The organism is Pigmentiphaga litoralis (genome assembly GCF_014651835.1).
GTDB lineage: Bacteria > Pseudomonadota > Gammaproteobacteria > Burkholderiales > Burkholderiaceae_B > Pigmentiphaga > Pigmentiphaga litoralis.
In genome coordinates this window covers 1,812,459-1,827,286 of record NZ_BMXQ01000001.1, presented here as the reverse complement: position 1 = coordinate 1,827,286, position 14,828 = coordinate 1,812,459, and the positions used below count along the sequence as shown (strand labels likewise).

General features: G+C 65.4%; 12 protein-coding genes. 8 read left to right on the top strand and 4 right to left on the bottom strand.

All coding sequences use genetic code 11. The features are described from left to right. Positions 1-6: 6 nt before the first annotated feature. From IE116_RS08055 to upp, 3 genes are all read right to left on the bottom strand, one after another. Positions 7-504, bottom strand: coding sequence for a MarR family winged helix-turn-helix transcriptional regulator (locus IE116_RS08055; protein WP_189611371.1), 498 nt, complete (start codon positions 502-504; stop codon positions 7-9). A gap of 114 nt (positions 505-618) precedes the next feature. Beyond that, a complete protein-coding gene (locus IE116_RS08050) occupies positions 619-1,650 on the bottom strand; it encodes an AI-2E family transporter (RefSeq protein ID WP_189611370.1) in 1,032 nt (343 codons plus the stop codon). 19 nt (positions 1,651-1,669) lie between these two features. Then, positions 1,670-2,320, bottom strand: coding sequence for a uracil phosphoribosyltransferase (gene upp, locus IE116_RS08045; RefSeq protein WP_189611368.1), 651 nt, complete (start codon positions 2,318-2,320; stop codon positions 1,670-1,672). Positions 2,321-2,435: 115 nt separating this feature from the next. Here upp and IE116_RS08040 point away from each other — a divergent pair, with 115 nt between their 5' ends. From IE116_RS08040 to IE116_RS08015, 6 genes are all read left to right on the top strand, one after another. Then, complete coding sequence (locus IE116_RS08040) at positions 2,436-3,413, top strand: quinone oxidoreductase family protein (RefSeq protein ID WP_189611366.1); 978 nt, start codon at positions 2,436-2,438, stop codon at positions 3,411-3,413. 43 nt (positions 3,414-3,456) lie between these two features. Next, positions 3,457-4,356 (top strand): lipid A hydroxylase LpxO, encoded by a 900-nt coding sequence (lpxO, locus tag IE116_RS08035; RefSeq protein WP_189611364.1) that lies wholly within the window; start codon positions 3,457-3,459, stop codon positions 4,354-4,356. A gap of 451 nt (positions 4,357-4,807) precedes the next feature. After that, positions 4,808-6,043, top strand: coding sequence for an NAD(P)/FAD-dependent oxidoreductase (locus IE116_RS08030; RefSeq protein WP_189611363.1), 1,236 nt, complete (start codon positions 4,808-4,810; stop codon positions 6,041-6,043). 9 nt (positions 6,044-6,052) lie between these two features. After that, positions 6,053-8,161: a hydantoinase/oxoprolinase family protein gene (locus IE116_RS08025; RefSeq protein ID WP_189611361.1), complete on the top strand. Its 2,109-nt coding sequence runs from the start codon at positions 6,053-6,055 to the stop codon at positions 8,159-8,161. Beyond that, positions 8,158-9,849: a hydantoinase B/oxoprolinase family protein gene (locus tag IE116_RS08020; RefSeq protein ID WP_229828054.1), complete on the top strand. Its 1,692-nt coding sequence runs from the start codon at positions 8,158-8,160 to the stop codon at positions 9,847-9,849. The genes IE116_RS08025 and IE116_RS08020 overlap by 4 nt, the downstream gene beginning before the upstream one ends. Before the next feature lie 35 nt (positions 9,850-9,884). Beyond that, entirely contained in the window at positions 9,885-10,877 is a 993-nt protein-coding gene (locus IE116_RS08015; RefSeq protein WP_189611359.1) for a Bug family tripartite tricarboxylate transporter substrate binding protein, read from the top strand. A gap of 102 nt (positions 10,878-10,979) precedes the next feature. Here IE116_RS08015 and IE116_RS08010 read toward each other — a convergent pair whose 3' ends face one another. Further along, complete coding sequence (locus IE116_RS08010) at positions 10,980-11,708, bottom strand: GntR family transcriptional regulator (RefSeq protein WP_189611357.1); 729 nt, start codon at positions 11,706-11,708, stop codon at positions 10,980-10,982. A gap of 317 nt (positions 11,709-12,025) precedes the next feature. Here IE116_RS08010 and IE116_RS08005 point away from each other — a divergent pair, with 317 nt between their 5' ends. Together IE116_RS08005 and IE116_RS08000 are read left to right on the top strand one after the other, a co-directional pair. After that, positions 12,026-13,348 (top strand): aromatic ring-hydroxylating dioxygenase subunit alpha, encoded by a 1,323-nt coding sequence (locus tag IE116_RS08005; protein ID WP_189611356.1) that lies wholly within the window; start codon positions 12,026-12,028, stop codon positions 13,346-13,348. 3 nt (positions 13,349-13,351) lie between these two features. Beyond that, the gene (locus IE116_RS08000) at positions 13,352-14,797 is read left to right on the top strand and encodes a glutamine synthetase family protein (RefSeq protein WP_189611354.1); all 1,446 of its coding nucleotides are present in this window, start codon (positions 13,352-13,354) and stop codon (positions 14,795-14,797) included. Positions 14,798-14,828: the final 31 nt, after the last annotated feature.

Below are 14,828 nucleotides of genomic sequence, written 5' to 3'. Positions count from 1 at the left end.
CCGGCCTCAGGCCGCCGGGGTGTCCGCGTTGGTGATCATCCGTCGCAGCAAGCCCTTGAACTGCTCGATTTCGTCAGCGGCAAAGCCGCGGGTCAGGCGCGCCATGACGGTCTCCAGCAAGGCCGGAATCTGCAGGGCCACCTGTCGGCCTTCCAGCGTCAGTTCCAGCTTGATCACCCGCCGGTCTTCCACGCTGCGCACGCGCCGCACCAGGCCCTTGCTTTCAAGCCGGTCCAGCATGCGGGTCACGGCGCCCGTATCCACACAGGCCTGGCGCGCAAGATCCGCGGCCGTGTCGCCCATCCCCATGGCCAGCATGATCAGCGGCCGCCATTGCATGGCGGTCAGATCAATGGCCGTCATTTCGCTGTCGACGGCACGCTGCAGTACCACGTGCGCCTGCTTGACCATGTAGCCGACGCTATCGTCGGGGTTATAGCGGCGAAGCGACTCGCGCAATTGGGCGTCGTCGTCGTGAAGGGGAGGGGAAGATTGCTTGACCATGGCTAACATTATTGTTGCCTAGGCAGTGATTGTCAATGCAGTTGCTGACACGCCAATCATTTTCAGGTGGCCGTCAGGTTGGGCGTGCTTCGGCCAGACTCGCTGGGTGCATGACTACACCAGTTGCCGCCGCGCCAGTTCGCTTTTCAGATAGGCGTAGTAGATGGGCGCGGCCACCAGGCCCGGCACCCCGAAGGCGGCTTCCAGCACCAGCATGGCCAGCAGGATTTCCCACGAACTTGCCTGGATGCGCGCCCCCACGATCCGGGCGTTCAGGAAGTATTCGAGCTTGTGGATCAGGACCAGAAACACAAGCGCCGCGATCCCGACCGACAGCGAGACAGACACGCCCACCAGCACGATCAGGGTGTTCGAGATCAGGTTGCCCACGACAGGCAGCAGTCCCGCCACGAAGGTCACCAACACCAATGTCTTGCTCAGTGGCAGCTTGACACCGAACAGCGGCAGCGCGACCAGCAGGAACAAGGCCGTGAAGGCCGTATTGAGCAGCGAGATGCGCACCTGCGCGAACACCACGCGCTGGAAGGCGTTGCTCAGAAGTTCGGCGCGGCCGCCCAGTTCCAGCGCCAGGGGCTTGCGCACGTGGCCCGGCTGCGTCTGCTGCAAGGCGATCATCGCGCCCAGCACCATGCCGATCAACAGATGGACGAAGGCGGTGATGGCGCCCTTGCCGGCCACCTGGAGTTGCTGGGTGTGCTCGGTGACCCAGTCCGTTACGGTGGCGCGGATTTCGGCCGGATTGTCGGGCAGGTAGTCGACAAGAAAGCCGGGCAACTGCAACCGGGCCTGCGCAATGATCGCGGTCAGCCGGTCGTACAGCATGGGCAGCCGCGCGGCTTCGCTGCGCATGAAGGCCACGCCCGCCAGCACCGCGGCGGTCAGCAGGCCGATGATGACGGCAGCCAGGAAGGCCACCGCAATCAGCCGCGCCCGTTCATCCGAAAACCGGCGCTGCATCAGCGGCGCCAGCGTGTGCACCAATTGATAGACCAGCAGCCCCGCCAGCAGCGCCAGCAGCAGGTGCAAGTGCAGAATGCCGATCAGGCCGATGGCCATGATCGCCCAACTGGCGAACAGACACAGCTGTGGGGTGTCGAAACGGCGCGCCTGCGGGCTGGGGATCATGACATGGGTGATGCGTGGATCAGTGCTTGGTGCCGAAGAGGCGGTCGCCGGCATCGCCCAGGCCCGGCACGATGTAGGCGTTTTCGTCCAGGTGGTCGTCCAGCGCGGCGATGTAGATCGGCACGTCGGGGTGCAGGTCGCAAAAGACCTTCATGCCCTCGGGCGACGCCACCAGCGCCAGGAACAGGATGTCGGCGGCAGGCACGCCGCGCGTTTTCAGCACGTCGACGGCATGGGCTGCCGAGTAGCCGGTGCCTATCATCGGGTCGCACAGGATGAAGGTGCGGCCTTCCAGTTCGGGCAGGCGCACCAGGTATTCGACCGGGCGCAGGTCGGCGTCGCGATACAGCCCGATGTGGCCGATGCGGGCCGACGGCACCAGGTCCAGCAGGCCGTCCGCCATGCCGATGCCTGCGCGCAGCACCGGCACCACGGCCAGTTTCTTGCCGGCAATGACGGGTGCGTCCATGGTCGTCATGGGCGTTTCGACCTGGCGGGTGGTGAGCGGCAGATTGCGCGTCACGTCATAGCCCATCAACAGGGTCAGCTCGCGCAGCAACTGGCGAAACGTGCGGGTGGACGTCTCTTTGTCACGCATCAAGGTGAGTTTGTGCTGGATCAACGGGTGATCGAGGATGAACATGTTCGGGAAGCGGGGATCTGTCTTCATAACGTACCTTGCAATACACGCTGGGCGGCCCGGTTCTGGTCGATGCCGGGCCGGCATTCACGGCGATTGTATGCGTGCGATTAGAATCGCAGGTATCCAATTCAAGGAGTGACTCATGCCCAAGGCAATTCGTATCGACGCATACGGTGGCCCCGAAGTACTGAAGCTGGTCGAGGTCGATGTTCCCAAGCCCGAGGCGGGCGAGGTCCGTATCCGTCAACATGCCGTGGGCCTGAACTTCATCGACATCTATTACCGTACGGGCTTGTACAAGGGCTCGCTGCCGTCCGGCCTGGGGTTCGAGGGCGCCGGCGTGGTGGATGCGGTGGGTCCACGCGTCAAGCACTTGAAGGTGGGCGATCGGGTCGCCTACGGCCAGAGCCCGCTGGGCGCCTATGCCGAAGTGCGCAATGTGCCGGCGGCGCAGGTCGTCAGGCTGCCGGATGGCATCAGCTTCGAAGAAGGCGCGGCCATCATGCTCAAGGGCCTGACCGCGCAGTACCTGTTCCGCCAGACGTATCGCCTGCAGGGCAACGAGACGATCCTGTTCCATGCGGCGGCGGGCGGCGTGGGCCTGATCGCGTGCCAGTGGGCCAAGGCACTGGGCGTCAAGCTGATCGGCACCGCATCCACGCCAGAAAAAGCCGCGCTGGCCAAGGCCAACGGCGCATGGGCCGTGATCGACTACAGCAAGGAAAACGTGGTGGAACGCGTGATCGAATTGACCAAGGGCAAGAAAGTGCCAGTGGTCTATGACGGCGTGGGCAAGGACACATGGGAAACCTCGCTCGACTGCCTGCAGCAGCGAGGTTTGATGGTCAGCTTCGGCAACGCCTCGGGCCCGGTCACCGGCGTGAATCTGGGCATCCTGGCGCAGAAGGGCTCGCTGTTCGTGACCCGGCCCATGGTGGGTCATCACGTCAACACCCTGGAAAAGATGCAGGCAGCGGCCGACGACCTGTTCGCGCTGGTGCTGGCCAAGAAGATCAAGGTCCGCATCGAGCAGCGGTTCCGCCTGGAAAACATCGGCGAGGCGCACGAAGCGCTCGCCACGAGAAAAACGACGGGTTCGACGGTGCTGACGCTGGACTGAGCGCCTTCAGTCCGCCGCCCCCTCGCCCGCAAAGGACGTCACCATGAAATGGGTCATCATTGCGCTCTATCTCGGCTGCATTGCCTACGTGCATTTGCGCGGCCGGGTGCGACTGCCTTTCTTTCGCCAGCTGTTCGACCATTCGTCGATCGTCGCGCCGATCAACGTGTTCATGTATATGTTCTCGCGCGTGCCGGCCATTCCCTACATTCCGGCCGACCGGCTGCCGGCGCTCAAGGCGCTGGATGACAACTGGGAAATCATTCGCGACGAAGCGGTCAACCTGCGCGAGGCGCAGCGCATTCGCGCTGCCGCCAGGAACAATGACGCGGGCTTCAATTCCTTCTTCAAGTCGGGCTGGAAACGGTTTTATCTGAAGTGGTATGAAGCCGAGCACCCGTCGGCGGGCGAGTTCTGCCCCCGTACCGTGGAAATCCTGCGCGGGATCCCCGAGGTCAAGGCGGCGATGTTTGCGGAACTGCCCCCTGGCGCGACCTTGAACAGGCATCGCGATCCGTTCGCGGGGTCCTTGCGGTATCACCTGGGGCTGGAGACGCCCAATGACGACCGCTGCTTTATCGAGGTCGATGGCCAGCGTTACAGCTGGCGCGATGGCGAAAGCGTGGTGTTCGACGAGACCTTCATCCACTGGGCGCAGAACGGGTCCGACAAGGACCGCATCATTCTGTTTTGCGACGTGGAGCGTCCGCTCAAGACGCGCTGGGCGCAGGCCTTCAACCACTGGTTCGGCCGCAAGGTCATGACCGCGGCAAGCTCGCCCAATGAAGACGGCGACAAGACCGGTTTGATCAACAAGCTGTTCTACATCGTGTGGGTGGGCGGCCAGTATCGGCGCAAATTGAAGAACTGGAACCGCACCGTGTATCGCCTGACGAAGGCAGCGTTGATCATTGGCGTGGTGGCGTTGATCATCGCCATCTGATCGCCGTCTTCCGATTCCGTCGGAAAGACAAAAAGAGGCCGCCATGCGCGGCCTTTTTTTGCGCCCGGGCATGCACCATCGCGGCTCGCGGATCCTGCACTGCGATGGGGCAGGGCGCGGCAAACGATTTGGCGCGGGGTGGACCCGGTGCGATGCAATGGCGTGTCGCGGCCTGATACTGGATCCAATGCAGACAGCGGCGCGCGATGTTGCAAAATTTAGTTCAGCAAAGATGCGGTGTGTGAATCCGCGAAAACGCTTTGCAGGACAAGCATTTGCGCGGCTTTGAGGTCGCTCCGTTTGCCGCTGTCGCCCTATTGACACCCTACGCATTCTGCCGAATAGTGGATCACAAACACGCTGACTGAATTCAGTTTCTTCAGTTCTGGATCCACTTTGGTGCGACCGTGCCGCCAGGCATGCACGGACTCGCACAAGCACCGGGAATGCCATGCACGTTGTTGTCATCGGGACCGGAATCGTCGGCGTCTGCACAGCCGCATGGCTGCAGCGCGACGGCCATCAGGTCACCTTCCTGGATCCCCGCGACGCAGGCGAGGCCTGTTCGTTCGGCAATGCGGGTTCCCTGTCGCCCAGCGCCTGCCTGCCCGTCGGCATGCCGGGCATGTGGAAGAAGGTGCCGGGCTGGCTGCTCGATCCATTGGGCCCGTTGACCGTTCGCGGCACGTATCTGCCGGCGGCCATGCCGTGGTTGCTGCGCTTTTTGCGTCATTCCCGTCCGGCCGAGGTCGTCCGGATCGCCACCGCCATGCGCAACCTGCTGGCGCCCATCTTCGACAACTATGGTCCCTTGCTGGCCCATGCGAATGCGCAGGCACTGGTGCGCCGGACCGGCTGTCTGTATGTCTATTCCGGACGCGAGATCGCGCGGCAATGGCAGTGGGGCATGGACCTGCGGCGCCGACTGGGCGTCGAGATGCGCGACGTGGCGCAGGACGAACTGGAAACGCTGGAGCCCGATCTGCGCGGCAAGTTTCGCTTCGGCATCCTGGCGCCGGAAAACGGGTCCACGCTGGATCCGTCAGAACTGGTCAAGGCCTTGTATGCGCAGTGCATGCGCGATGGCGCGAGCAAGGTGACCGATCAGGCGACCGGCTTCGTGCGCCGCGGCGACACCGTGACTGGCGTGCGGCTGGCGCAGGGTGAAGTGCTGGCGTGCGATGGCGTGGTCGTGGCGGCCGGGGCATGGTCGGGGTCGCTGACCCGGGCGCTGGGCACGCGGATTCCGCTGGAGACGCAGCGCGGCTATCACGTGACCGTCAACAGTTCGAACCTCCAACTGAAGCACACCGTCATGGCGGTCGAACACAACATGATGGTCAATCCGATGGCCAAGGGCCTGCGGCTGGCTGGGTCGGTCGAATTTGCGGGATTGAAGGCGCCGCCGGACTACCGCCGGTCCGCCGTGCTGCTGTCGCGCGGCAAGGACATGTTCCCGCACCTGGACGCCAGCCGCAGCACCGAGTGGATGGGACATCGGCCCTGCCTGCCCGACAGCATGCCGGTCATCGATCGCGCGCCGGGCGTTGCCAACGTGTGGCTGGGGTTCGGTCATGGTCACGTCGGCATGTGCGGCGGGGCGACGACGGGACGCGAGATTGCCAATCTGGTGGCAGGGCGGCCGACCGGCGTCGATCTGGCACCCTTTTCGGCCGAGCGGTTCTAGATGGCCGACGTGCGTTCAAAGGATGGTGACGCAGGTGGGGCAGATGCGGCTAGGCCTGATGGTGCGGGCGCCCCACGTGCCAACGCATTTGGCTGGGAAGTCGCGGTCGATGTGGGCGGCACCTTTGTCGACGTGATCGCGGTATCTCCCGATGGTGTCGTACACGCGTCCAAACACGCGCGGCGCGGGGCGGCACCGGCCGACGCCGTGCTGGCTGCCGTGGACACGGTCGCCTGCGTGCAAGGCTTTCGTGGCGCCGACGTGACCCGGTGGTTGCACGGCACAACCATCGCCACCAACATGCTGCTTGAACACGACGCCGCGCCGGTCGGCGTGCTGGTGCCGCGCGGCTATGCCGATGTACTGACCCTGGGCCGTCAGAGCCGGCGCGACCTGTATGCAAGCCATGTGGCCGTGCAGACACCGGTCGACCTGATACCTGAAGACCTGCGTGCCGAGATCGATGGCCGGCTCGATGCCGACGGCAATGAGGTCGAGCCATTGACGCGGTCGTCGGTAGCCGATGCCCTGTCCGCGCTGCACGCCGCCGGCGTGCGCAGCGTGGCCATCTGCCTGCTGTTCTCGTACCGCAATCCCGCGCACGAACGCCAGGTCGCGGCATGGTGCGCCGAGGTGTCTCCGGCTTTGCAGGTGTCCTTGTCCAGCACGGTCGATCCGCGTCCGCGCGAGTTCGAACGCTGGCTGACGACCGCCATGGACGCCTACGTCAAGCCGGGGGTGTCGGCCTATCTGCAGGCGTTGAAAGCCGGCCTGGCGGAACGCGGTTACCCGGCACCCTGGGTCATGCGATCGTTGGGCGGCATTGCGCCGGTCGATGACTGCGCAGCCTTGCCGATCGCGCTGGCCATGTCCGGGCCGGCTGCAGCCGTCAATGGCGTGGCCCGCATGCTCGATCCCGCTACCGCTGCGTCGGCCGCGATCAGTATCGACATTGGCGGCACCAGCTCGGACCTGAGCCTGCTCGAACAGGGCGCCGCCCGGTATACGCAGGGCTTGGCCGTCGGCCACCTGGACCTGCGCGTGCGGTCGCTGGACATCGTCTCCATCCCGCTGGGCGGGGGAAGCATCGTGCGGGTCAATGCCGCCGGAGCGCTGCGCATCGGTCCGGATTCGGCGGGTGCGCGGCCCGGCCCGGCGGCGTATGCCCAGGGCGGCATGCTGGCCACCCTCACCGATTGCCTGGTCGTGCTGGGGCTGTTGCCCGAGCGGCTGGCCAGCGGCTTGATGCTCGATCATGGCAAGGCCGAAGCGGCCGTCAACGACGGCGTTGCCATGCCCTTGGGACTGTCGGTCGCGGCGGCCGCGGCGGCGGCGTTGGCAGTGGCCAATGCGTCCCTGGCCGAAGCCATCAAACGCACGGCCTTTGCGGCCGGTGTGAACCCGCGCGATGTGACCCTGATCGCCGCCGGAGGAGGAGGGGGCCTGCACGTGGCCGAGGCCGCTGCCCTGGTGGGCGCGCGGCGCGTGGTCGTGCCACCGTTGCCGGGGGTCGCTGCCGCCTATGGCTTGCTGCGCAGCCCGCGCATCGCAATGAAAGAAGCGGCCATGTCGGGCGTGCTCGATGACGAAGACGTGCTGCCCACGATCGAAGCGCTGCTGCGGGAGCTGACCGTTGCCTTGCCCGAGGGCACACCCACAGGCCACACCGAACGCGTCGTCGACAGCTTTGTGGACCTGGGGTATCTCGGCCAGGAGTTTGCATTGGAAGTCGCGTACACGCCGGGTGTGGACACGGCGGCAACGCTCGCGGCGCGGTTTGATGACGTGCACAAGCGGGTGCGCGGCCAGGCGTTTACCGGCGGGCATCGCGTGCATGCGGTACGTGCGGTGGCACGGTGGGCGCCGTTGGGCAGGTCGTTGACATTGACAACAAAAGCCGAAAGCGATGCGGGGCCAACGCCTCTCCATCACGCTGCCTTGGCGTTGCGATGGCCAGGTGTTCCGTCCTGCACAATGCTTGCGCGCGCAGACCTTGCCGCGCACGACACCGGCACAGGTCCCGCGCGGGTCACCGCACTCGACACAACGATCTGGATTCCGCCACGATGGCACTGGACGGTCGGTGACGATGGCGTGCTGATTCTGGAGGCGCCATGACGACGAGCGACGCCCTGCCGTCCGACCGCGCCGCGGACTTGCGCGCCATGACAGCCTCCATCGACCCGGCCTTCCTCGAAATCCTGCGCATGCAGCTCGAGGGCATCGCCGACCGCATGCAGGATGCGCTCGTGCGATCGGCGATCTCGTCAATCGCGCGCGAAGGCATGGATTGCGCCGCCGCCATCTTCCTGCCTGACGGCCGCGTGATCGCGCAGGCGCGTTCGCTGCCGCTGTTGCTGGGCAGCATGATCCCTGCCGTCGTTGGCATCCTGAAAGCATTCCCCATAGACGACATGCGCGACGGCGATGCCTTGCTGATGAACGACCCGTGGTCGGGCGGCACGCACCTGCCCGACATGGTCATGGTCAGGCCCGTGATGCTCGACGGCGCGCTCGTGGCGCTGACCGCAGCCACCCTGCATCACCAGGACATCGGCGGCAGCACGCCGGGTTCCTTGCCGCCGGATGCCACCGATGTATTCGTGGAAGGCCTGCGCCTGCCGCCGGTGCGGTGGCGCCGGAACGGCCACATCGACCCCGGCCTGCGCACGGTCCTGTCTGCCAACAGCCGCACCCCCGACAACCTGCTGGGCGACCTGGAAGCGCAATGGGCCGCGATCTCATTGGGCGAGCGCCAGGTGCAGGAACTGGCACGCGCGCAGGGCGCTGCGTTTGCACCGGGCTGCGATGCACTGATCCTGCAGGCCGAGCGCATGACGCGAGATGCGCTGGCCGCGCTGCTGGACGGTGTTTTCGCCCACGCCGACCGGCTGGACGCACGCGGGAACACGCCGGGCACCCTGCCTGCCCATGCCGCCGGCAGCGCGCCTGGCGACGCATCCAGCAATGCGCTTGGCCACCCCCTTGGCGTCACGGTCCACGTCACCCTGACCAAGACTGGCGATCGCCTGCACATCGACTTTACCGGGTCGTCCGCGCAGGCCGCCGCGCCCATCAACGCGCCGCCTGCGGCCGTGCTGGCCGCGGTGTTCTTCTTCATGCGCACGCTGGCGCCCGATGCCCCCAGCAACCAGGGTTGCCTGCTGGCGGCCGACTGGTTATTGCCCGACGGGTCGATCGTCAATCCGCGCTTTCCGGCGGCGGTCAATGCGCGCACGGCCACGGTCAAGCTCGCCTGCAATACGCTGCTGGCCGCCTGGGCCAAGGCCGATCCCGTCCATGCATCGGCGCCCCATTCCGGCGTGGCGGTGGTGATGGCGGTGGGCGGCAAGGATGCCGCGGGCCGGCCGTATTTCTTTACCGAGATCATTGCGGGCGGCGCGGGTGCAGGGCCGGCGGGCCCCGGCGCCAGCGGCATATCCACCGACGTGGGCAACGGCAAGAATCTGCCGGTGGAAATGCTGGAAAGCCAGGCGCCGCTGCGGCTTGAAACGTATCGCCGCCGCCGTGGATCGGGTGGCGCGGGTCGCCATGCCGGCGGGGATGGCGTGGTGCGCAGCTACCTGCTGCTGGAAGGCGAAGCGACCGTGTCGTATCGCGGCGAGCGGCACGATGCCGGCGCGCCCGGTGCGCAGGGCGGCGCCGCCGGCGCGCCGTCACGGGCCCAGGTGGTCCGCCGCGACGGAAGCATCGAGCCGCTGGCATCGAAGACCCGATTCATATGGCGCGCCGGCGATCGGCTCACGATCGAAACGGCGGGCGGTGGCGGCTGGGGTGCGCCATGACGGATTTCCGACGAATGCATGTCCTGGGAGGTGGTATGAAAGCCGTGTTGTCCTTGCTCTGTGGTTCGCTTCTGATTGCCGCGTCTGGCACTGCGCACGCGCAGACCCCGGCTGCGGCCGGTACGAGCGCCTTTCCGAACAAGCTGGTGCGCATCGTCGTACCGTTTCCGCCAGGCGGCAGCACCGACGTGCTGGCCCGCAAGCTGGCCGATGCCATGACCCAGGACTTTGGCCAGTCCGTGATCGTGGAAAACCGGCCGGGCGCGGGCGGCACCGTGGGTTCGGCATTTGTCGCCCGCGCGCCGGCCGACGGCTACACCCTGTTGATGGGGGTGACCGGGTCACACGCGGTTAGCTACAGTCTGTACGCCAAGCCCAGCTATGACCCGGTCAAGGACTTTGCGCCCATCTCGATGATCGTCAATTCGCCGTTGATGCTCGTCAAGAACGCCAACGTGCCCGCGCGCACGGTGCCCGAGTACGTAGCGCATGCCAAGAGCCGGCCCGCCCAGGTTACCTACGGGTCGCCGGGCAACGGCACATCCATGCATCTGACCGGCGAGATGTTCGCGCTCGCCACCGGTGTGCAGTTGCTGCACGTGCCTTACAAGGGCAGCGCTCCGGCCCTGAACGACTTGCTGGGCGGACAGCTCGATTCGATGTTTGGCGACCTGCTGGTGGTGCAGCAGTTCGTGAAGTCGGGAAAGATCCAGGCGATCGCCGTGACCTCGCAGCAGCGCCACCCCATGTTCCCGGATGTGCCCACGGTGGCCGAGTCGGGTGTGCCGGGCTTTGAAGCCCTGTCGTGGCAGGGCCTGTTCGCGCCGGCCGGCACGCCCCCCGACGTCGTGGCCGCGTTGAACGCCGAGGTCAACAAGGTGCTGGACCGGCCGGACATGAAGACCTTCTTTTCATCGCAGGGCTTTATCGTGACGCCAAGTTCGCCCGATGCCTTCAAGACCTTCGTGGCCGCCGAGGTCAAGAAGTGGGCCGCGATCGTCAAGGCGGCGGGTGTGCCGGTCGAGTAGGGCAGGGAGGGTGGGCGAAAGCCGCACACCGCGGCGCAAACCGCTGCGCACACCGCGGCGCAAACCGCTGCGCACACCGCCGCGCAGAGACCGCACAGGCCGTCAGTGGTGGCCGAACATCAGCCGCATGGCCGGCAGGAACTGCGCGGCGGTTTCGGGCTGTTCCAGCGCGTGGTCCAGGTTCATCTGCGCCACGCTCACGTGTTCCTGCATCAGCGCCTGCGCCCGCGCGCCTTCGCCTTTTTCCATCACATGCACCAGCGTGTGGTGTTGAAGATGCGCATACACCATCCACTGCTGGCGTTCGTTGTCGGCGTTCTGCATCGGCAGCATGGTGCTGGGCGCCGCAAACGGCAGGCGGTTGTTCATGTCGATGGCGCGGGCCAGCGCCGAATTGCCGGCGGCGTCCACGATCAACTGATGGAAGCGGTCGTTCATCGCGCCATACAAGGCATAGTCGTCGTAGTTCATGCCGGACTTGCTGAGCGCCCGGTCGCCGTCACGCAGGCAGCTGCGCAGGTCCAGCGACAGTTGCCGCGACACGCCATGCTCGGCCACCAGCCGCGCCGCCATGCCTTCCAGATGGCCCCGCACCGCAATCGAATCGGCGATCTCGCGCGGCGTGAAGCGCCGCATCATGTAGCCGTTGGTGGGAGACGGTTCGATCAAGCCTTCCTGCTCCAGCCCGGCCAGCGCCAGGCGCACCGGGGTGCGGGATACGCCAAGCTTCTCCGCCAGCGGCACTTCGGCCAGACGTTCGCCCGGCGCAAATTCGCCCTTCAGGATCAGGTCGCGAAGCTGCACGAGAACGCGGGTCTGTTGTGATTCCACGGAAGTCTCCAGAGGGGCGGGGCGGTGGGTGCAGGCATTGTAGCGCCGTGCACAAAACTGGATCCAGTTTGGTGCGAGGTGCACGAAAATGGGTGATCAGCAGGTTTCGAAGAACGCCGACTTAGCGACCCAAGAATGGCAGCTATAGGCCGATATATCAAGCGTATCGGGCGACCAGAGGGGCTTTGCACATGCATGCATCAGAGCGCGTTCGAAAAACCTGTTTACTTCTCTGGATCCAGCATTTAGGATGCTGCATGCATTCACGGACCGGCGCCGTCTTTCGTGCGCCTTCTCCAGGCAAGGAGCTTTCAACGATGATGACCGCAGCCCAGAACGAACGTCTTACCCGGGTCGGCCCGGGCACTCCCGGTGGCGCCTTGCTGCGTCAATACTGGCAACCCGTCGCCCTGCTTGACGAACTGGAAGGCGACCGCCCCATCAAGCCGGTCAAGCTGCTGGGTCAGGACTTCATCGTGTTCCGCGACGACACCGGCCGCTACGGCATGCTGGACCGGGACTGTCCGCATCGCGGCGCCGACCTGGCGTTTGGCCGTCTGGAAGATGGCGGCGTGCGCTGCCTGTTCCACGGCTGGCTGTTCGATGTAAACGGCAACTGTATCGAAACGCCCGCCGAACCCGACGGCAGCAAGCTCTGTACACGCGTCAAGCAGGCGGCCTACCCGGTGGTGGAAAAGGGCGGCGTGCTGTTCGCGTACATTGGCGGCGGCGAACCACCAGCCTTCCCGGCCTTCGATTGCTTTATTGCTCCCGACGCCTACACCTTTGCATTCAAGGGCTTCCTCGACTGCAACTGGCTGCAGGCGCTGGAAGTCGGCATCGACCCCGCCCACGCGTCCTACCTGCACCGTTTCTTTGAAGACGGCGATACCGACGCCAGCTACGGCAAGCAGTTTCGCGGCGCGTCGGCCGACTCGGCCATGCCCATCACCAAGGTGCTGCGCGAATACGATCGCCCGGAAATCAAGATCGACGCGGTCGACTACGGCCTGCGCCTGACGGCCCTGCGCAAGCTGCCCGACGACCAGACCCACGTACGCGTGACCAACCTGGTGTTCCCGCAGGCCTTCATCATTCCGATGAGTTCCGAGATGACCATCGCGCAGTGGCACGTGCCGCTCGATGACGGCAGCTGCTATTGGTACGCCATCTTCACCAGCTTTGGCGCGCCGGTGAACAAGCAGCAGATGCGCGACCAGCGCCTGGCGCTGTACACCCTGCCCGACTACCTGCCGCGCGTGGGCCGCTTCAACAACTACGGGTACGACAGCGCCGAACAACGCGCGCACACCTATACCGGTATGGGGCACGATATCAACGTGCATGATCAGTGGGCGGTGGAATCGCAAGGCAAGATCCAGGACCGCACGCGTGAACACCTGGGATCCACCGACAAGGGCATCGTCGCGTATCGCCGCCTGCTGGCCGACGCGATCGATGCGGCCGAAGCGGGCCAGACGCCCCTGATGGTGGTCAACGCCGAACAGGCGTCGGCCATGACCGGCCCGCCGTCCATCGATGGCGTGGGCCCCGGCGACACGTGGGGCAATTACTGGAAAGACGCCGACCGCAAGCGCCGCGATGCGTCCGAATGGGCATCGAAAGTCAGGTCGGAGTGAGCCATGGCCTTCGTTGAACAGTTCGGACTCTGGTCGGCGGTGCAGTCGGCCGCGGCCCGCGACGTCGTCAGTGCACTCGAAAGCGGCAGCATCGACACCGTGCGCTTTTCCTTTCCCGACCAGCACGGCATCCTGCGCGGCAAGACCCTGGTCACGCAGGAAGCCATCAAGGCCTTGCGCAGTGGCGTGACCATCACGACCACCATGTTTGCCAAGGACACGTCGCACCGCACCGTGTTCCCGGTCTTCTCGACCGGAGGCGGCTTCAGCCGGCCCGAAATGCAGGGCGCGGCCGACGTGCTGATGGTGGCCGACCCCACCACCTTCAAGGTCCTGCCGTGGGCGCCGGGCACCGGATGGCTGCTGTGCGACACCTACTTCCAGACCGGCGAGCCGGTACCTTTCGATACGCGCCAGCTGTTTCGCCGCACTCTCAAAGGCGTGACCGATGCCGGTTATCGACTGATCACCGGGCTGGAAGTCGAATGCCATGTATTCAAGGTTACGCAGCATCACATGCAGCCGCAAGACGCCGGCCAGCCGGGCCAGCCCGGCGTGCCGCCCGATGTCGAGCTGCTGTCCCACGGCTATCAATACCTGACCGAACTGCGCTATGACAGCATGGACGACGTCATGCAGTTGGTGCGCACCACCGCCCAGCAACTGGGCCTGCCCCTGCGTTCGCTGGAAGTCGAGTTCGGTCCAAGCCAGTTCGAATTCACGTTTGCCCCCGATGACGCGCTGGCCACAGCCGACGCCATGATCCTGTTTCGCAGCGCGGTCAAGCAGGTGTGCCGCCGCCATGGCTACCACGCCACCTTCATGTGCCGCCCCAAGATCCCCAATGTCGTGTCGAGCGGCTGGCATCTGCATCAGTCGCTGGTACGCACGTCGGACGGCGTCAACGCCTTCATGCCAAGCACCGAAGGCGAGCAGCTGTCGGACATCGGCAAGCAGTACCTGGCCGGTCTCCTCGCGCATGCCTGTGGCGCCACCGCATTGTCGACACCGACCTTGAACGGCTACAAACGCTATCGCCCGTATTCGCTCGCGCCCGATCGCGCGATCTGGGGCCGCGACAACCGCGGCGCCATGCTGCGTGTGCTGGGTGGTGTGGGCGACAAGGCCAGTCGCATCGAAAACCGCATCGGTGAACCCGCTGCGAACCCGTATCTGTACTTTGCGTCGCAGGCCATTTCGGGCCTGGACGGACTGCACCGCAAGCTGGACCCGGGCCCGTCGGCCGACATGCCGTATGAAACCGATGCGCCGATCCTGCCGCGGTCGCTGGGCGAGGCGCTCGATTGCCTGCGCGCCGATCAAGGCCTGGTCGACGGCCTGGGTGCGGGATTCGTCGACTACTTCTGCCACATCAAGGAAGCCGAGATCGCGCGCTTCCAGCTGGAAGTCAGTGACTGGGAACAACGCGAGTACTTCGACACCTTCTGAACGATCTATCCCCGATACTCGACACCTTCGC